This window comes from Terrabacter sp. Soil811 (genome assembly GCF_001429655.1).
In the GTDB taxonomy this organism is placed as follows: Bacteria; Actinomycetota; Actinomycetes; order Actinomycetales; family Dermatophilaceae; genus Terrabacter.
Window position 1 is genome coordinate 222799 of record NZ_LMSX01000001.1, and the last position, 18472, is coordinate 241270.

The window sequence follows — 18472 nt, forward strand, 5'->3', positions numbered from 1 at the left end:
ACGCCGTGGAGCAGCACACGAGCATCGACATCGACGCGCCGGTTGCCCGCGTCTGGGCCGTGATGCGCGACGTCGAGCGCTGGCCCGAGTGGACCGCGTCGGTGCGGTCGGTGACGCTGCTCGACGACGGGCTGCGGGTCGGGGCGCGGGCCCGCATCGACCAGCCGCGGATCCCGACGACGGCCTGGACCGTCACCGGCCTCACCGAGGGGCATGACTTCACGTGGGAGGCGAGCGGTCCCGGCACGTTGACGACGGGTCGCCACGGCGTCGAGGCGACGGGCCGCGGCACGTGCCGGGCGACGCTCTCGATCACCCAGTCGGGCGTGCTCGGCTCGGTCGTCGGGCGTGGTTACCGTTCGCTCACCGACCGCTACCTCGCGATGGAGGCCGCGGGTCTCAAGGCGCGCGCCGAGTCGCCGGAGCTGACGGAGTCGCCGACACCCGGCGAGGGCTCCTAGCCTCGCGGCGACGCGTCCCGGGTCAGCGGGGCAGCGCAGGGTTCGCGTCCGAGGCCGCGACGTCGCCCGGTGCGAGCCCGGGCAGCCATGAGGTGAGGTCGTCGGCCTGCGCCGAGTTGGCCGGTTCGAGCACCGTCAGTCCGTCGGCGAACCAGATGACGGTCATGACCTCGCGCATCCGGTCCGAGGAGTTGCCGAGGGCCTTGTGCACCGTCCAGCCCGAGTGGAAGGACGCGTCGCCGGCACGCATCGCGACCGGTTCGTCGACGACGAGGCCGCGCTCCGTGAGCAGCCGGTCGAAGTGCTCCTCCGACGCGTCGGAGATGCCGATGTCGCTGAGCGGCCCGTCGACGTGGCTGCCGGAGGCGAAGGCGAGCCCGCCGTGGGCGGGGGGGATGTCGACGAGCGGCATCCACATGGTCAGGCACCGGGAGCCGTCCAGCGGCCAGTACATCGCGTCCTGGTGCCACGGCGTGTAGCCCCCGCCGGGCTCCTTGAAGAGCGCCTGGTCGTGGTAGAGCCGCACCCGGGGGACGCCGAGCAGGTGGGCCGCCACGTCGGCGAAGCGGGAGGCCATGACGAAGCGCGCCACGTCCTCGTCGTGCCGCCAGAGGTTCATCACCTGGAGGAACGCCATGCCGTAGCTGTCGCGCTCGGCGAGGGGCCGGGTCTCGGTGCTGAGGCGCTCGACGGCCGCCGCGACGGGCACGCGGTACGCCGCCACCTCCTCCTGCGTGGCCACCTGGGCCAGGCGCACGTGGCCGTTCGAGCGGTAGGCCGCGACGTCGACGTCTGACACGGGGTATGCCGTGGTGAGCGCGGGCAGCAGGTCGGTGGGCATGTGGTGGCTCGTCCTCCGTGGATCGTGAACGACCCGAGCGGTCGTCGCAGGTCCCAGCACACCAGTCGTACTCGGACCCGACCCGGAACGTCGTGGTCACAGGGGAACGATCTGGTTCGATGACCTCATGGACGAGCGGCCGGCGCACGGCGAGAGCGCTCGACGCGTGCCGTCGGGCCGACTCGGCGAGGTGCTCGTGGCCGGACGCCTCACCGGCGGCAGCGGCCTACCGGTGGGGACGACCCGGCGACACCCGACGTGGGGCCTGACCTTCGTCACCGCGGGCACGGGCCGCTACCGCGACGCGGGGCGCGACGAGTCCCTCGGCGCGGGCTCCCTCGTCGTCGTGCACCCCGGCCTTCCGCACTGGTACGGCGCCGACCGCGACGGCTGGGACGAGGTCTTCGTCGTCTTCGACGGGGTCGCGTTCGAGCTGGCCCGGCGACGTGGTGCGCTCACGCCCGACCACCCCCTCGTGCACGGTCTGCCGGTCGCCAGGTGGCGCCACCGGTTCGCGGCCTTCGGCGAGCGGACCCGCCCGACGACCGTCGCGGGCCGGGACGCCGAGGCCCTCGACCTGCTCACGGCCCTGCTCGAGGCGATCGCGACCGCAGGTGCGGGCAGGGATCCTCGCGGACCCGCGGGGCTCGGCTGGCTCGATCGGTCCCTCGAGCTGCTCGACCGCGACCTCGCCGAGTCGCTGGACCTGCCGTCCGTGGCCGCGGAGGTCGGGATGGCCTACGAGACGTGGCGCCGACGGTTCCGGTCCGAGACCGGCACGAGCCCCTACGCCCACCGCGCCTCACGACGGCTCGAGGCTGCGACCGACCTGCTCGTGCACACCGGGCTCGGCGTCCGGGACATCGCTGCGGCAACCGGATTCAGCGACGAGCGGCACCTCATCCGCCGGTTCCGCGAGCGCACCGGGATGACGCCCCGCGCCTTCCGCGACGCGGAACGCTGACCCGGCCAGACGGCATACGCCATCGACCGCCCAGCCTGGGTCGAGGTGATGGCGACACCCAGCCGGGCGTTGTCCTGTGAAGGGACATCCCTGTCAAGGATGAAGGGACATGCGTGACAGTCAGGGTTTGGTGACTCGGTGGTAGGTCCGGCTGCCGGGGTGGTGGTCGATGCGGGTTTCGGGGTCCAGCCGCACATGCGCGATGAGCTGGTCGTCGTGGAACAGGACAGCGTGGTCGAGGTCGATGAGGTAGTCGATCTTGGCGCCTGCCCAAGCGGTCCCGAACGCTATCCGGGCGCCAGGCAGCTCGAAGTATCCGGTGCGGGGCAGGGTGATCGTGTGCAGGAACTGTCGCGGCTTGAGCTGGTCGGGGTCCGGTTCGGCTTTCGGGCTGGCGGTATAGCGCGCTGAGGGTGGGACCCCGCCGATGCCTTGGTGGGGTCGCTGCGTGGTGAACACGACGTCATAGACCTCCAGCAGACGTTGCAGCTGCGGCAGGTCCTTGGCTCGAGGGCGCGCCGCCAGCCATCGTTCCAAGGTCTGCCACTCGCGTTCCTTCTTGCCGTTGGTGCGAGGCCGGCCCGGGCTGGAGTTGACCATCGCGACCCCGATCCGGTGCAGTCGGGCCTCGAACTCGGTGTAGCCGCCGCCCTTGACCAGTCGGGCGGTGAACGCGGTCGAGTTGTCGCACTGCACGACGGCGGGCTTGCCGTAGCGGTTGATGCCCGCGACCAGGCACGCCCACGTGTCGGTCGCGTTCTCGCTGGTTGCAGCCCGGGAGGCCATGATCGCCCGGGAGTGATCGTCCTGGAAGCGCAGCACGACCGCTCTGCCTGCGGCCAGGTCGGTCACGTGACCGTCCAGCTGCCACACCCCGTTGGGTTTCATCGCTTCGAACCGACGGTAGCTGGACTTGGGCCGCTTGGTCGGGGTCGCAGTGGTCCGCCCGTGAGCGGCCAGGATCTTGTGACAGGTCCGAGCCGAGGGCACGGCGGCCCCTGCGCCGAGCAGCCAGTCGTGCACTGACTGGGCTCCGGCGTCCCAGCCCTGGTCCAGGAGCCGGTCGTGCTCGTCCAGGATCGCCTGCAACACCTCAGGTGAGGTAGCGGTCGGGGACCGGACCGGTCGACGCGACCGGGGCAGCAATCCCTCGATCCCGTCCTTGGCCATCCGCTTCCGGTAGGCGTAGTACCGCTCCCGGGAGATGCCCAGTTCTTTGCACACGGCCGTCACCGTTGCACCACCGGCATCCCGCAGCACCGCGTGGGCAGCCATTGCCAACCGAACTTCCATCGAGATCTCCCCGCCAGCCATGCAGCCACCATGGACCGCAGACCAGACGACTGTCAGGGATGTCCCTTCACACCGCTGTCAGGGATGTCCCTTCAAAAGACAACACCCAGCCGGGCGTCGCCATCACCTCGAACCCGAGCGAGGGTCAGCCGCAGACGGCGCCGCGGCTGGCGCTGCCGACGAGCTTGCGGTACTTCGCGAGCACACCGCGGGTGTACTTCGGCTCGGGGTGCGTGACGCCTTCAGCTCGGCGACGCTCCATCTCGTCCTCGTCGACGAGCACGTCGAGCGTGCCGTTGGCGACGTCGAGGCGGATCGTGTCGCCGTCGTGCACGAAGGCGATGGGCCCGTCGTCGACGGCCTCGGGGGCGACGTGGCCGACGCAGAGGCCGGTCGTGCCGCCGGAGAAGCGACCGTCGGTGAGCAGGAGGACGTCCTTGCCCAGGCCCGCGCCCTTGATGGCGCCCGTGACGGCGAGCATCTCGCGCATCCCGGGACCACCCTTGGGGCCCTCGTAGCGGATGACGACGACGTCGTTCTTCTGCAGCGAGCCCTGCTCGACGGCGTCCATCGCGGCGCGCTCGCCGTCGAAGACGCGGGCGGTGCCCTCGAAGACGGACTCGTCGAAGCCGGCCGACTTCACGACGGCGCCCTCGGGCGCCAGCGAGCCGGTGAGGATCGTCAGGCCACCGGTCTGGTGGATCGGCGTCGCCATCTCGCGGATGACCCGGCCGTCGATGTGCGGCGGGTTGATGTCGTCGAGGTTCTCGGCCATCGTCTTGCCCGTCACCGTGAGGCAGTCGCCGTCGAGCAGCCCGGCCTCGAGCAGCGTCTTCATGACGACGGGGATGCCGCCGATGTGGTCGATGTCCTTCATGACGAAGCTGCCGAACGGCTTGACGTCGGCCAGGTGCGGCACCTTCGCACCGATGCGCCGGAAGTCCTCGATCGTCAGGTCCACCTCGGCTTCGTGCGCGATGGCCAGCAGGTGGAGCACGGCGTTGGTCGAGCCGCCGAAGGCCATGACGACGGCGATGGCGTTCTCGAAGGCCGGCTTCGTCATGATGTCGCGCGCGGTGATGCCCTTGCGGAGCAGCTCGACGACGGCCTCGCCCGACTTGCGGGCGTACATGTCGCGGCGCCGGTCGGTGGCGGGCGGCGCGGCCGAGCCGGGGATCGACATGCCGATGGCCTCGGCCACGGCGGCCATCGTGTTGGCGGTGTAGAAGCCGCCGCAGGCGCCCTCCCCCGGGCAGATGGCGCGCTCGATCGCGTCGACGTCCTCGAGCGACATCTTCCCGGCGTTGCACGCACCGACGGCCTCGAAGGCGTCGATGATCGTGACCTCCTTCTCGGTGCCGTCGGAGAGCTTGGCGATGCCCGGCAAAATCGTGCCGGCGTAGAGGAAGACCGACGCGAGGTCGAGACGGGCTGCAGCCATGAGCATGCCCGGGAGCGACTTGTCGCAACCCGCGAGCAGCACTGACCCGTCGAGGCGCTCGGCATTCATGACCGTCTCGACGGAGTCGGCGATGATCTCGCGGGAGACGAGGCTGAAGTGCATGCCCTCGTGGCCCATCGAGATGCCGTCGGAGACGGAGATCGTGCCGAACTCGAGCGGGTAGCCACCACCGGCGTGCACGCCGTCCTTGACCGCCTTGGCGAGCCGGTCGAGCGACAGGTTGCACGGCGTGATCTCGTTCCACGAGCTCGCGACGCCGATCTGCGGCTTGACCCAGTCGTCGTCGCCGAGGCCCACGGCCCGGAGCATCCCCCGCGCGGCGGTCTTCTCGAGACCGTCGGTGACGTCGCGGCTGCGGGGCTTGATGTCAGGCGTCTGCGTCATGCGAGCAGCATAGAACCGTGTCCGCTGGGTGGACACCGCATCTCACAGCCTGAGCCCGTGCCGAGCGGGCGTCGGCCGGTCAGTCGTCGTGACCGCGGCTGACGTGGAAGCGCGCCAGCTCGCACGTGCCGAGGTCGAGGTCGGCCCAGTCCCCCGCGTAGCGCAGGACCGCGAGCCCACTCGTGACGAAGCCCTCGCCGAGGGCCTCGTGCGCCTCGCGCGAGCCCTCGCCGTCGGTGAGCAGACTCGTCAGCTGCGCCATCGTCGGGTTGTGGCCGACGACGAGGACGGTCGAGGTGTCACCGGCGTCCTCGCGCACCGTCTCGAGCGTCTGCTCGGAGCCGCCGAGGTAGACGCTGCGCCGGAACTCGACGAACTCCGTGTGCGCGCCACCGCGGCACGCCTCCTCCCACGTCTGCCGCGTGCGCTGCGCCGTCGAGCAGATGACGAGGTCGGGCACGAGGCCTTCGGCATGGAGCCACTTCCCCGCAGCCTTGGCGTCCCGTCGACCACGGGCCGCCAGCTCGCGGTCGTGGTCGACCTTGCCCGGCCCCTCCTCGGCCTTGGCGTGACGCATGAGGATGAGGGTCTTCTCTCTCGCGGCGCTGCTCATGACTCCGAGCATGCTCCGGACCGGCCGCGTTGTCAGCCCGGACCGCTCAGAGGCTCAGCTCGGGCTTGATCCGCGACGGCGTCCACATCCGCGAGCGCCGGGCGGCGACCGTCGACACGGCGAGGGCACCGACGAGGTATGCCGCGAGCACCGCGATGCTGCCCGGCACCGGACCGAGGTCGGCGCCGTACATGAGCCGGCGGAGCCCGTCGATCGCGTACGTCATCGGGACGACGTGGTGGATGGCCTGGAGCGGCGCGGGCAACGTCTGCCAGGGGAACGTGCCGCCCGCGCTGACGAGCTGGACGACCATGAAGACGAGGCCGAGGAACTTCCCGACGGCGCCGAGCCGCGCGGCGAGGGCGTGCAGGATCGCGACGAACGTCATGGACACGAAGACGAGGAAGAGGAAGGCGAGCACCGGGTGCGCGATCCGGATGTCGACGCCCCTCCCGACGACGAGCACGAGCGCCGCGGCCTGGAGGACGCCGACGAGCGCCGGCGCGAGCCAGCCACCGACGGCGGTGCGGACCGAGCGCTGGCTCGTCGCGAGGGCACGCGTCGACAGGGGCCGGACGAACAGGAAGAGGACGTAGGCGCCGATCCAGAGCGCGAGGCTCATGAAGAACGGCGCGAGCCCGGCACCGTAGGAGCCCGCCGACGAGAGGGAGTCGGACGAGACCCCGACGGGGTTGCCGATCGTCTGGGCCATCGCCTTGCGCTGGGCGTCGGAAGGGTCGGGCACGGCGTCACGGCCCTTGACGAGACCGGCGTGCAGGTCGGTGGCGCCCTTGACGAGCGAGTCGAGGCCGGAGGCGAGGGAGCTCGCGCCCGACGAGAGCTGGTCGGCGCCGGTGGAGGCCTTCGTCGCGCCGGACGCGAGCGCGCTCGAGCCCGTCTTGAGCTGGTCGAGACCGGTGGCGAGCGCGCTCGCGCCGTCGCGGACCTGGACGGCGCCGGAGTGGGCTTGGGCGATGCCACTCGTCAGCGCCGGCGTCGCCGAGGCGAGCGTCCGGGCGCCGGTCGCGACCTGGTCGGCGCCCTTGGAGAGGCGGGTCAGGCTGCCGGAGGCCGACTGGATCGTGCTGTCGGCCGTGTCGACGTAGCCGTCGACGACGTCGAGCCGCGACTCGACGACGGCGAGCTGGGCGTCGGTGAGCCCCTGGACGCGCAGGGCCGACAGGAAGCTCGACCGGTCGGCGGCGATCCGGCTCTTGAGCTGGGTCGACGCGGTCGCGGCCTTGGTGCCGTAGGAGGCGATGGTCCGGTTGCCGGCGGCGACCTGCTCGGCGCCGTCGGCGAGCCGCGCGGTCTGGGCCGGCAGGTTGGCGGTGCGGGACTGCAGCGTGGACAGGCCGGAGGCGAGCTGGCCGGCGCCCGCCTCGAGGCTGTCGGCGCCGGAGGCCGCCTGGCCGACACCGGTGTCGAGGCGCCTGGCCCCGGAGGCGAGGTCGTCGAGACCGGTCGCCAGGGTGCGGGCCCCGCTCGCCAGCCTCCTCGCGCCGTCGTCGGCCTTGACCGCCCCGGCCCGCAGCTGCTCGGAGCCGTCGGCGGCCTTGACGAGCTGGTCGTGGACGTCGCTGAAGCCGAGGAGCAGCTTGCTGGCCGCGGTCCGGCTCACCTCGCTCGCGACCGATGCCGTCACCTGCTTGATGACCTGGTTGCCGATGGTCGAGGTCATGTAGTTGTTGGCGTCGTTCGTCTCGAGCACGACCGTGGCCTGTCGCGGCCGGAACTCGGCGGTCGACGCCAGGTCGGCCGAGAACGTCCGGGGCAGGATGACGGCGAAGGCGTAGGTCCCGTCGTCGACACCGCGCATCGCCTCGTCGTGCGAGACCCGGTGCCAGTCGAAGGACCTCGAGTCGACGAGCTGGTCGGCGACCCGCCCGCCGACCTGCAGCTTCTCCCCCGTGCTGAGGGTGGTGCCGGTGTCGTCGCTCACGACGGCCGCCGGCACCTGCGGGAAGCCGCCGTAGGGGTCGTGGTTGGCGTAGAGGTAGAGACCGCCGTAGAGCGTGGGGATGAGGACGAGGGCAGCCAGGGCGAGCCGGGCCAGGCGCGAGCTCGTGAGGCGGCGCAGCTCGGCGACCGCGAGGCGGACGGGGTTCATGCCGAGGGCTCCTTCGGGGTGGTTGCGGTGGTGTCCTGCGGGTCGGGAGCGGTCTCCGGCCCCGGCTCGGTCTCCGGCTCGGTCTCCGGCTCGGTCTCCGGCTCGGTCTCGGGCTCGGGCGCCGGCTCGGGCTCCGGCTGGGGCTCTGGCTCGGGCTCCGGCTGGGGCTCTGACTCGGTTTCCGGCTCGGGCTGCGATGTGGACGCGAGCGCCGGCTGCGGCGCGGGCTCGGCCTCGACCTCGTCGGGAGGCAGCGTGGATGCCAGGGCAGCCGTCGTCAGGACGATGACGGCGAAGCCCTCCCGGGCCAGCCGGTGGCAGGTCTCGAGCCAGACCGCGTGGTCCCCGCCGTGCCGCTCGGCACCGGCGAGGACGAGGACGCGTACGTGGGGGTGGAGGGCGCCGAGCTCGAGCAGCAGGCTCGTGCGCACCCCTGCGGGCAGCTGTTCCCAGGGCACCCCGGAGCGGTCGGCGAGGTCGTGCTCGGACAGGAAGGTGGCGACAGCCGAGCGGGAGGCAGGACGCTCGGCGAGGGCGAGCTCCTCCTGCACGACGGCCCGCACCGCCAGGGAGTCCTCGGGGGCCGTCACGTCAGCGACGTCGACGAGCCGCGTGCGCAGCTGCAGCTCGGCTCGCTCCGGGACCCCGCCGATGCTGACCCGCCCACGCAGCAGGGCGACCCGGCCTCCGATGGCGAGGGCGAGCGCGACCTGGGGAATGCCCGGGTCGGTCGGGACGAACGTGACGACACCCGCCGGGGCCGTGAAGCTCACGTGCTCGACGAAGGGCTCGTGCGTGCCGGCGACGCTGACGTCGTCGACGACGACGGTGCGCTGGTCGGGGTCCGTGGGTCGGCCTGGGCTGGGAGTGGTCACCCGACGAGTATGCTCCGATACGAGGTTGTATTCAATTCGAGGTTGTATCCTTGACGCATGCCGTCCGCCACAGCCCCGTCCACCGCTCCGCGCATCAGCGCGCGTCGCCAGGCCACCCGCGACCGTGTCCTCGAGGCCGCGAGCGAGGTCTTCGCCGAGCGCGGGTTCCACGGCGCCACGGTCGAGGACATCAGCGAACGCGCCGGCTTCACGCGAGGCGCCTTCTACTCCAACTTCAGTTCCAAGGACGACCTCGTCGTCGAGCTCTCCCGACGCCACTCGGAGGCGCTCGTCGACCGGATCCGCCGTGCAAGCAAACGCGAGCACGCGAGCGCCGACGAGGTGCTCCGCGACGTCTTCGCGGCGCTCGCCGACGACAGCAGAGAGCGCTGGCTCGTGCTCACGACCGAGTTCACCCTGCACGCCATCCGCGATGCCGACGCGCGACGCACCTGGGCTGCCCAGCAGCGTCGGGTCCGCGACGAGCTGGTGTCCGTCGTCGACGAGGCGGTGTCGCGCCAGGGACTCACCCTCCCGATCCCCACCGACCTCTTCGTCCGCGTCGCGATCGCGCTCGCCCAGGGCTCGATGACCCAGCGGCTCGTCGAACCGCGCTCTCTCGCGGTCGGAGAGCTCGAGCGCACCGTCCTGCCCATCCTCCTCGGCGTCGGTCGCTGACGAGGGCGCGACCGAGGCGGGCGACCCGAGCCAGCACTCACGACGGTGGCCCCCTCCGCAAGGAGGGGGCCACCTCGGGGGTGGACGGCCGGAGGTATCTGCGCCCACCCCGGGGAGGGGTCAGTTCAGCCGCACGGTGAACGGGGTGGAGACACCGCCCAGCTCCGACTCGACGACGACCGTGGCGCCCTGGGTCGCGACGGGTCCGGTGGCGGGCCGGATCGAGAACCCGCCGGCCGCGTCGACGACCGCTGATCCGATGACCGCCCCGGCGAGTCCACCCAGGTGCGCCGTGACCCGCTGTCCCGCCACGACGCTGCTCGTGCCGTCGATGCGCCACTGGCCCTTGAAGCGCGCCGTCGTCACGACGACGGTGTCGGAGGTGGGCGTCACCACCACGTCGTCCGTGGACGTGAGGGCCCCGGTGGCATCGCGCACCGTGAGCCGGAACGTCAGCGGGCCCGCGTTGCCGTCCGAGGCGTGGAAGAGCGGGAACGTGAACGTCGGTCGGGCGGACGTGGCGCCGGAGAGGGTCACCGTCGGCCTCGTGGGGCCGGCCACCTGCGCCCAGGCATAGGTCGCGGCTCCCTGTGACGCCCCACCGTCGAGGGTCACGACGGTCCCGCGCCGCACCGTCTGGTCGGACCCGGCGCTCGCGATGACGACCGTCACCGGCGGCGTGACCGTGACGGTGGCCGTGGCCCGGTCGCTCGTGCCCCCGGGTCCCGTCACGACGAGGGCGAGCTCGTAGTCGCCGGGAGCGTCAGGGGCGGTGAAGGACGCAACGGCGCTGTTCGGCGAGGTCAGGGAGATTCCTGTGGGGCTCTCCCACGCGTACGACAGGATCGTGCCGCGGGACGTGGACCCGTCGAGTGTGACGACCTGTCCCGGCTGGACCGTCTGGTCAGGTCCGGCTTGGGCCCTGACCGGGATCGGGTCCGTGGCGGGGCCGGTCACCGTCACCGGGATCGTGACGGCGCCACCGGCGGCGGAGGTGACCGTGACCGTGACGGGCGGCGCCACGAGGGGGTCGACGACCAGCGTGCCGCCGACGAGGTCACCGAGACCGACGGCGGTGAGCGTCGGGTCGGCGAACGTGTCGCTCGAGCTGGCCCCGACCGACAGCACGCGCCGGCCCGCATCGAAGACGGCGGTGCCCGACACCCGGTCGACGACGGCGATGGTCTTGCGTGACGGCGGCACGTCGCCGACGTTCGAGACCTGGACTCGGCTCGGCAGCCCGTCGGCGGCGACCCGGGCGAAGTACCTCCCGTCGCCCCCGGTCAGGGCTGTGGTGGCGAAGCCGACGACGCTCGAGGCGTCGCCCACCTCGATGGCCTGCAGCTCCCCCGGCTCCGACGAGGCGAAGACGTCGACGAGCGAGGCACCCCCGGACGAGCGGGCGTAGGTCGCGGCGTCGGCCGACACGCCGGAGGTCGTCGCGACCTTCCCCTGGACGGTGAAGAGGTCCGTCTCGATGCAGTCGGCCACGGGCCCGGTCACCGTCGGGCACGCGTCGGTCGTCGCGGACGGGTTGACGCCCGGCCCCTGGATCCGGAAGACGTTCGTGCCGTAGGGGCTGCCCTTGATCCGGTGGTCGGTGATGCCGTCGCCGACGTAGGTGTCGCCCTTGAGAGCGGGGTCCGTCCGCGTGCCGAACGTGTCCCACGTCAGGAACGGCCCGATGCGGCCGCCGAGGGCGCCGGAGAAGTCGCCCGGCGCACCGATGCCGATGTCCTCGGTGTCGAAGATCAGCCCGTCGCGGTTGGCCTTGAGGGTCTTCGTCCCCACGGGTGTCGTGAACGTGTAGTCGGTGTCGTTGCGGACGTTGGTCATCTTGAGCCGCATCCGCGCGAAGACGACCTGCTCGCCGTCGACGACCGGCCCGGCGGAGAACGCTCCTTCGAGGGCCATGTCGAGGCGCGCGACGCCGGCGCTCGCCGTGTCGACCTGGGCGCCGGTCAGCGAGTAGAACGCCTCGTCGGGGTAGTTGTCAGGGAAGGCGACGGGCGCCGTCTCGTCGGGAAGGTCGCCTCGAGCGGGACAGAGCGGGTCGGCTGCGGCGACGCACAGCTCGAGCCGCAGCCCGTTCTTGTCCTTGTACCAGGTGGGGTAGCCGTTGGTCGCGCTCACGGGACCGACGGCCGCCAGGCCCGGTCCGGGCGTACCGCCGACGACGGCGGCGGATGCGCTGACACCGATGACGACCGGGAGGCCGATGACTGCGGCGAGCGCCGCTGCGGTTGGACGTCTCATGACTTGCCTTCTCACGCGTAGGTCCGGTGACGGGCGCCCGGTACGGGCGTTCCCGTCAGGCTCCGCGCGCGGCCTTGCGGAAACCTTGGGCACGGGCTCCCCCGACCCACAAGGAGATCCCAAGGTCGCCCCGCTGTCCTAGAGGGAGTTGGAGTCGATCGAGGAGGAACCATGTCACTGTCGCGTCGTGACCTGATGAAGCTGGGCGTCGTGGGTGGCGCCGCTCTGGCCCTGCCGCTGGAGCGCACCGTCCGGGCGGGCTCGAGCACGCAGAGCCGGCTCGCGACCAGCAGGCTGCCGAAGCCGTTCACGCTGCCCTTCCGGGTGCCGCCCGTGCTCCAGCCCAGCCGGGTCGACAGCACGACCGACTACTACAAGGTCTACATGAAGCCGGTCATGGCCGACGTCGTCCCGGGCCTCAAGACGCCACTGTGGGGCTACAACGGCAGCGTGCCCGGGCCGACGGTCAAGGTCGCGCAGGGCCGCCGCACCGTCATGCGCCAGGTCAACAACCTGCCGGCGACCCACCCGCTCCTGCGCTACACGCCGTGGACCTCGGTGCACCTGCACGGGTCACCGTCGGCCCCGGAGTACGACGGGTACGCCAGTGACATCACGAACCCGGGTCAGTACAAGGACTACGTCTACCCGAACACCCCGACGGCCCGGACGCTCTGGTACCACGACCACGGCCTGCACCACACGGCGGAGAACGTCCTCATGGGCCTGGCAGCGCAGTACCACCTCACGGACCCGCTCGAGCAGTCGCTGCCGATTCCGCACGGCGAGTTCGACGTCCCGTTGGTCGTCAGCGACGCGATGTTCGCGACGGACGGGCAGCTCTACTTCGACAACCACGACGAGTCCGGGATGTTCGGCGACGTCGTCCTCGTCAACGGGGTGCCGTGGCCGGTCATGAAGGTCAAGCGGCGGCGCTACCGCTTCCGGCTGCTCAACGCCTCGATCTCACGGTCCTACCAGTGGTCGCTCGACTCCGGCGACCCGTTCGTCGTCATCGCGACGGACGGGGGCCTGATGCCGGCACCCCAGCGGGTCAGGAGCTTCCGGCAGGGCATGGCTGAACGCTACGAGGTCGTCGTCGACTTCAGCCGCTACCCCGTGGGCCGGCGGGTCGTGCTCGGCAACTCGAGCCCGAAGAACAACATCGACTACGACAACACGAACAAGGTCATGGCCTTCGACGTCGTCGGCGACGACTTCGACCCGGCCGACAACGCCGTTCCCGACCAGCTCAACCCGACCAACCCGGTCATGGCGCTCACCGCTGCTGACGCCGTGCGCACCCGAAGGCTCGACCTCGTGCGCAAGAACAGCCAGTGGACGATCAACGGCCACACGTGGGACGACGTCGTGCGCAGCCGGTTCGCGCTCGTCGAGGCAAACCCCGCAGAGGGGGACGTCGAGGTGTGGGAGATCCGCAACTCGTCGGGCGGCTGGTTCCACCCGGTCCACATCCACCTCGTGGACTTCCGCGTGCTCGACCGCAACGGCGCGGCGCCGATGGCCCACGAGCTCGGGCCCAAGGACGTCGTCTACGTCGGCGAGAACGAGACGGTGCGGGTCGTCATGCGCTTCGAGGGGCGGGGCAAGTACATGATCCACTGCCACAACCTCGTCCACGAGGACCACGACATGATGAGCCAGTTCGAGGTCGTGGCCGGGGAGTCGACCGACCCGATGAGTGATCCGTGCAGGTCGCTGCCCGAGGATGGTGAGCTGTGACCGCGACGGCCCGCGAGGGCCTTCCCGGTGCCGCGGTCGACGACGAGGGCACGCCGCAGCCGGCACACCGCTGGCGTACGCCGTCGGCCGAGGCCCGCGCGGCCGGCACCCTCCTCGGGGTGGCCGGGCTCGTCCACGTGGTCGTGACGCCGGAGCACGTCGACGAGTGGGCACCGGCCGGTGTCTTCTTCGCGGTCGTCGCCACCGCCCAGCTGTGGTTGGGCCAGGCGCTGTGGCGCGGCACCGCGAGGCGGGTCCTGCCCGCGGCGGTGCTCTCGACGGCCGGCCTCATCGCCCTCTACGTCGTGTCCCGCACCGCAGGACTGCCCTTCCACAGCGAGGGTGCGGCCGTGTCCGGTGGCGGGCACCACGGTCCCCTGCTCGTGCCCGGCGGCCACGGCAACGGGATGCCGGTCATCCCGGGGTCCGAGGGCGGTTCGACCGTCGAGGCCCTGGGGCTGCTCGATGCCGTCTGCGTCACCGCCGAGTTCGCGGCGCTGGCCCTCCTCGTCGGCCTGATGGCCCCCGCCCAGCGCCGTTCCGTCACCAACCTGCTGCTCGCGGTGGGCGTCTGTGGCTGGATCGTCTGGGCCGTGGCCCGGTTCACGTGAGCCTGCCGATGTCCGCGTCGGGACGACCGCCAGGGGATGGCGCGTCGGCAGCCGGGACCGTGCGCTCCCCTCGGACGCCGCACGTGCAGTCGCCGTTCGCGGGTCGTCGGGGTCGTGGCCTCCACCACGGCTCGCGCCGCGCGCGCCGGACACTCGCCGTGCTCGCCGTCGGTCTCGCCGTCGGGTCGCACTGGGTGGTCGAGCCGGTCCGTGTCACCTCCGACTCGATGAGCCCGACGCTGTCGGCGGGCGACCACGTGATCCTGCTCCGCACGCCGTGGGCGGGGACCGTGTCCCGCGGCGACGTGGTCGTCGTCGGCCCGGGGTGGGCCGAGCGGGCGGCGTCCACGACGAACGCCGGCGCTCAGGTGCCCACCGGCACGTCGTGGGTCAAGCGCGTCGTCGCGGTCGGCGGCGACGTGGTCGGCCTCGAGGACGGGCGGCTCGTCGTCGACGGCGTGCCGGAGACCGAGCCGTGGGTCGACGAGGAGTCGATGGACAGTGTGTGGTTCGGCCCCGTCGCCGTGCCCGCAGGTGCCGTCTTCGTCATGGGCGACGACCGCTCCCGCTCGGTGGACTCCCGGGTCCTCGGGCCCGTGCTCCTCGACGAGCTCGATGGACGCGTCGTCACGCCGTGGCCGCTCTCCTGACGTCGTCGGCCGGTCGGCCACCCGGGAGACCCGACGGCACCGTTTCGCGTGCGGCGCGGAGCAGCGACCGGAGCCGCCGGCAGTCCTCCTCGAGGGAGGCGAGCGCCTCGGGCTGTGCCATGCCCCCGGCCCCACGACCTCCGGCCGCGTGCGCGGAGGGCAGCCGGCCCGCCCCGCGACCGTCAGCCCCGTGGGCGAGCAGCCGCACGTGCAGGCGCACGACGGCGTCGACGAGGTCGCGCAGCCCGTCGTCGTCGGACGAGGTCGCCGCGAGCAGACGCGTGAAGACCGTGCGCAGTCCCGGTCCCGGGTCGCAGCCCAGCTCGTCGGCGAAGACCGAGCGACAGGTCTCGTACTCCCGCATCGCCTCGGCCTGGCGTCCCTGGCGCTCCAGCGACTCGAGCAGCACCTGCCAAGCCGCCTCGACGAGCAGGTCGCGCTCGATCGCGTCCCGGGCCCAGGTCTCGGCCCGGGACGGGTCGCCCTCGTCCAGCGCGAGGCGCGCGGCGTCGGTGAGCACGCGCAGCACCCGAGAGTGGTGACCGGAGACGTGCTCCTCGAGCCAGGGCAGGTCGCCGTCCACCGGCGCCAGAGGACGTTCGACGAGGGCGAGGGCAGCGGCATACGCCTCCAGCGCATCGGTCCCGGACACGTCGACCGCGCGTGCGGCGGCGACGAGGCGGGTGAACTCGACGACGTCGACGGGCGCCCGGTCCACGTCCCAGCGGTAGCCGCCCGGGACCGTGACGACCGGCGTCCCGCCCGGGAACACCATCGCGAGCCGTTTCCGGAGCACACTGACGTAGGCCTCCAGCGTGCCGAGTGCACCGGCGGGCGGTCTTCCACCCCAGAGGAACTCGATGAGACGTCCCTTCGAGACACCCGCACCGGCCTCGAACAGCAGCGCCATGAGCACCTGACGCGCCTTGGCCCCTCCGACGTCGCGCGGGCCGAGGGCGAGGTCCCCGTCTCCCACGACGAGTCCCCCACACAGGCGTACGCGAAGCCCAGCAGTTCCGTTCATCCGGATCCCCCCTTGCAGAACTCCTCCCATGGTGGGCGCCGCCGGATGACGCCGGACCACCCAGCGGCGGGTGCCCCGACCCCCACTTTTCGAGGGCCGTTTCTCCGCACGCGAGGCCTCCAGCCGTGATACTGGTGCGCGGAGCGGTGCGCCGGGGAGCGCACTGTCCTGACGACGAGGGGGCTCGATGTCGTCCGAGATGATGCGTGTGCTGGTCGTCGACGACCACCGAACTGTCGCCGACGCCCTGTCGCTCGCCGTGTCAGCCCAGCCGGACATGGAGAGCGTCGGCACCGCGGGCGGCGTCGTCGACGCGCTCGCGATCATCGACCGTGCGCGCCCCGACGCGATCGTCATGGACGTGCACCTCGACGACGGTGACGGCATCGAGCTGACCCGCCGCGTCACCGATGCGCACCCGCAGGTGCGCGTGGTCGTCCTCACCGCCCACGTCACCCACGCGTTGCTGGCCCGCGCCGCCGAGGCCGGAGCCTCGGCCCTGCTGCCCAAGGGCGGCCCGCTCGCCGAGCTGATCCAAGCGGTGCGCGAGGCCAGTCGCGGGACCTTCGCCGTGCACCCGGTGCTGCTGCGGGCGCTCGTCGGCAACGGGTCCGGCAGACAGGGCACCCCGGAGCTGCTGACCTCTCGGGAGCAGCAGGTCCTGGCCCTGCTCGCCCAGGGGCGGGACCCCACGGCCATCGCCCGCACGCTCGGCATCTCGGTGCTCACCTGCCGCGGCTACATCAAGAACATCCTCGTCAAGCTCGACGCGCACAGCCAGCTCGAGGCCGTCATGATCGCTCTGCGGCGCAAGCTGATCCGGCTCGACGATGAGATCTGACCTCGCCTCCGGCAGGGCGAGCCGAGGGCCGCTCCCACCCGGCCGGTCGACCGTCGTGCGCAGCGCCGTGACCCGGTTCGTGGTCTGGAGCGTGGCGGTGCTGCTCGTCGTCGCCTCGGGCACGCTGTTGTTGTCCAAACCCCTGGCCGAGTCCCTCTCCCTCCACGAGGCCGACGTGCGCAGCGTCGCGTTCGCCAACTCGGTCGTGGCACCGCTCGTCGACGAGGGGGTGCGGGCCGGACGGCCCGAGGCCATGGCACCCCTCGAGCGCCTCATGCGGGCACGGATGGCCGACGGGTCCATCGCCCACATGAAGATCTGGACCGCCGACGGGCTCGTGCTGTGGACCGACGAGGCGGGCATGACCGGCAGGACGTACGAGCTCGAACCCGACGTCGCAGCCCTCTTCGGGGGCACCGGCGCGACCGCGGAGCTGTCAGACCTCGACAAGCCCGAGAACGCCGCCGAGCAGTCCCATGAGGAGCTCATCGAGGTCTACGTCGGCTTCCGCGCCGCCGACGGCCATCCCCTCGTCTTCGAGGCCTACTGGCCCACCGAGCGCATCCAGCACGACGTCGCCGACATCCGCTGGCAGTTCACCACGCTGGGCCTCGTCTCGCTCCTGCTGCTCGCCCTCGCCCTGCTCCCGCTCGCGCTGTCCCTCGCCCGCCGCGTCGACCGCGGCCTCGCCGAGCGGGAGGAGATGATGGCCCACGCGCTGTCGGCCTCGGACCTCGAGCGCCGACGCCTCTCGCAGGACCTCCACGACGGACTCGTGCAGGACATCGTGGGGCTCGGGTACGCGTTGCCGACCGTCGCGGCCGCCCTGCCGGAGGAGGCGACCGCAGAGCGGCACCTGCTCGAGCAGGCGACGGCCGACCTCGCACGCAGCGCCACGGGGGCGCGCGAGCTGCTCACCGACGTCTACCCGGCGGACCTGCGCAGCGGGGGCCTCGTGGCTGCCGTCGAGGAGCTGGCGGACCGGCAGCGCCGCCATGGAACCGACGTCGACGTCTCGGTGGACCCCCGGCTCGACGACTCGCTCGCCGTCGCCCAGCTGACCTTCCGGGTCGTGCGCGAAGGGCTGCGCAACGTCGACAAGCACGCGGACGCCTCGACCGTGGCGGTGTCGGCCGCCCTCCGTGGCGAGCGCGTCGTCGTCGAGGTGCGCGACGACGGCGTGGGGCCCTCGGCCACGGTTGACGAGCCTCCGTCCGGTTCGAACCGAGGGCACCTCGGGCTCCGGCTGCTGCGCGACACCCTGCGGTCACTGGGTGGCGACCTGACACTGAGCCGCGAGACCCCGGGCGGGGCGGTGCTGCGGGCCGACTTCCCCGTGCTCGGGCCGATGTCCGGGGTGCCGTCAGCCTCCTGAGACGGCGTTGATGATGTGGACCCGGGCTCCGGCCGGCACCGGTGCGCCGATGCCCTCGCCGCGCGTGGCGTCCTCGCCGTTGACGAAGACCTTGACGTGCCGCCGGATCTGGCCGCGCTCGTCACGCACCTTCCCGTCGAGGATGCGATGACCGGAGAACGCCCGGTCGAGCAGCTCGGCCACGGTCTGCGACTCGGACGGCGACTCGACCTCGATCTCGGCGACGCCACCCACGAGGTCGCGGAGCATGCCGGGGAGGATGACGCGGACGGGGGCGGACGGCATACGGAA

At 72.0% G+C, this 18472-nt stretch carries 17 protein-coding genes; 8 read left to right on the top strand and 9 right to left on the bottom strand.

Going from position 1 to position 18472, the window contains the following annotated elements:
• The first annotated feature begins 5 nt into the window (after window positions 1–5).
• Window positions 6–461: an SRPBCC family protein gene (locus tag ASH01_RS01010; RefSeq protein ID WP_082619323.1), complete on the top strand. Its 456-nt coding sequence runs from the start codon at window positions 6–8 to the stop codon at window positions 459–461.
• A gap of 22 nt (window positions 462–483) precedes the next feature.
• On the opposite strand, the gene ASH01_RS01015 is transcribed toward ASH01_RS01010, so the two are convergent.
• A complete protein-coding gene (locus ASH01_RS01015) occupies window positions 484–1302 on the bottom strand; it encodes a phytanoyl-CoA dioxygenase family protein (RefSeq protein WP_056770267.1) in 819 nt (272 codons plus the stop codon).
• 127 nt (window positions 1303–1429) lie between these two features.
• Here ASH01_RS01015 and ASH01_RS01020 point away from each other — a divergent pair, with 127 nt between their 5' ends.
• The gene (locus ASH01_RS01020; RefSeq protein ID WP_056770271.1) at window positions 1430–2266 is read left to right on the top strand and encodes a helix-turn-helix transcriptional regulator; all 837 of its coding nucleotides are present in this window, start codon (window positions 1430–1432) and stop codon (window positions 2264–2266) included.
• A gap of 120 nt (window positions 2267–2386) precedes the next feature.
• Here the strand turns inward: ASH01_RS01020 and ASH01_RS01025 are convergent, their stop codons facing one another.
• The 5 genes from ASH01_RS01025 to ASH01_RS01045 all read right to left on the bottom strand — a co-directional run bounded on the left by ASH01_RS01025 (window position 2387) and on the right by ASH01_RS01045 (window position 9003).
• Window positions 2387–3580: a DDE-type integrase/transposase/recombinase gene (locus tag ASH01_RS01025; RefSeq protein WP_082619324.1), complete on the bottom strand. Its 1194-nt coding sequence runs from the start codon at window positions 3578–3580 to the stop codon at window positions 2387–2389.
• Window positions 3581–3704: 124 nt separating this feature from the next.
• Window positions 3705–5405: a dihydroxy-acid dehydratase gene (gene ilvD / locus ASH01_RS01030; RefSeq protein ID WP_056770279.1), complete on the bottom strand. Its 1701-nt coding sequence runs from the start codon at window positions 5403–5405 to the stop codon at window positions 3705–3707.
• A gap of 79 nt (window positions 5406–5484) precedes the next feature.
• Complete coding sequence (locus tag ASH01_RS01035; protein ID WP_235509490.1) at window positions 5485–6018, bottom strand: SixA phosphatase family protein; 534 nt, start codon at window positions 6016–6018, stop codon at window positions 5485–5487.
• A gap of 46 nt (window positions 6019–6064) precedes the next feature.
• On the bottom strand, window positions 6065–8128 hold the full coding sequence (locus ASH01_RS01040; RefSeq protein ID WP_056770284.1) for a YhgE/Pip domain-containing protein: 2064 nt from the start codon (window positions 8126–8128) through the stop codon (window positions 6065–6067).
• Window positions 8125–9003, bottom strand: coding sequence for a hypothetical protein (locus tag ASH01_RS01045; protein ID WP_056770289.1), 879 nt, complete (start codon window positions 9001–9003; stop codon window positions 8125–8127). Before ASH01_RS01045 ends, ASH01_RS01040 begins: the two co-directional genes overlap by 4 nt.
• A gap of 57 nt (window positions 9004–9060) precedes the next feature.
• Between ASH01_RS01045 and ASH01_RS01050 the strand changes: the two genes are divergently transcribed.
• Entirely contained in the window at window positions 9061–9681 is a 621-nt protein-coding gene (locus ASH01_RS01050; protein WP_056770293.1) for a TetR/AcrR family transcriptional regulator, read from the top strand.
• Between the two features lie 120 nt (window positions 9682–9801).
• Here ASH01_RS01050 and ASH01_RS01055 read toward each other — a convergent pair whose 3' ends face one another.
• Window positions 9802–11937 (bottom strand): PKD domain-containing protein, encoded by a 2136-nt coding sequence (locus ASH01_RS01055; protein ID WP_056770296.1) that lies wholly within the window; start codon window positions 11935–11937, stop codon window positions 9802–9804.
• A 171-nt stretch (window positions 11938–12108) separates the two neighbouring features.
• Between ASH01_RS01055 and ASH01_RS01060 the strand changes: the two genes are divergently transcribed.
• From ASH01_RS01060 to lepB, 3 genes are all read left to right on the top strand, one after another.
• Window positions 12109–13680 carry a multicopper oxidase family protein gene (locus ASH01_RS01060; RefSeq protein WP_056770299.1) on the top strand — a complete coding sequence of 524 codons (1572 nt, stop codon included), beginning with the start codon at window positions 12109–12111 and terminating at the stop codon, window positions 13678–13680.
• Window positions 13677–14291: a hypothetical protein gene (locus tag ASH01_RS01065; protein ID WP_056770302.1), complete on the top strand. Its 615-nt coding sequence runs from the start codon at window positions 13677–13679 to the stop codon at window positions 14289–14291. The genes ASH01_RS01060 and ASH01_RS01065 overlap by 4 nt, the downstream gene beginning before the upstream one ends.
• Before the next feature lie 83 nt (window positions 14292–14374).
• On the top strand, window positions 14375–14941 hold the full coding sequence (lepB, locus tag ASH01_RS01070; protein ID WP_162263854.1) for a signal peptidase I: 567 nt from the start codon (window positions 14375–14377) through the stop codon (window positions 14939–14941).
• On the opposite strand, the gene ASH01_RS01075 is transcribed toward lepB, so the two are convergent.
• Window positions 14919–15965, bottom strand: coding sequence for an AfsR/SARP family transcriptional regulator (locus tag ASH01_RS01075; protein WP_082619326.1), 1047 nt, complete (start codon window positions 15963–15965; stop codon window positions 14919–14921). The genes lepB and ASH01_RS01075 overlap by 23 nt on opposite strands.
• Before the next feature lie 187 nt (window positions 15966–16152).
• Here ASH01_RS01075 and ASH01_RS01080 point away from each other — a divergent pair, with 187 nt between their 5' ends.
• Window positions 16153–16806: a response regulator transcription factor gene (locus ASH01_RS01080; protein ID WP_056770308.1), complete on the top strand. Its 654-nt coding sequence runs from the start codon at window positions 16153–16155 to the stop codon at window positions 16804–16806.
• Entirely contained in the window at window positions 16796–18181 is a 1386-nt protein-coding gene (locus ASH01_RS01085; protein WP_082619327.1) for a sensor histidine kinase, read from the top strand. The genes ASH01_RS01080 and ASH01_RS01085 overlap by 11 nt, the downstream gene beginning before the upstream one ends.
• Here ASH01_RS01085 and ASH01_RS01090 read toward each other — a convergent pair.
• Complete coding sequence (locus tag ASH01_RS01090; RefSeq protein ID WP_020142870.1) at window positions 18170–18466, bottom strand: MoaD/ThiS family protein; 297 nt, start codon at window positions 18464–18466, stop codon at window positions 18170–18172. The genes ASH01_RS01085 and ASH01_RS01090 overlap by 12 nt on opposite strands.
• Window positions 18467–18472 lie beyond the last annotated feature (6 nt).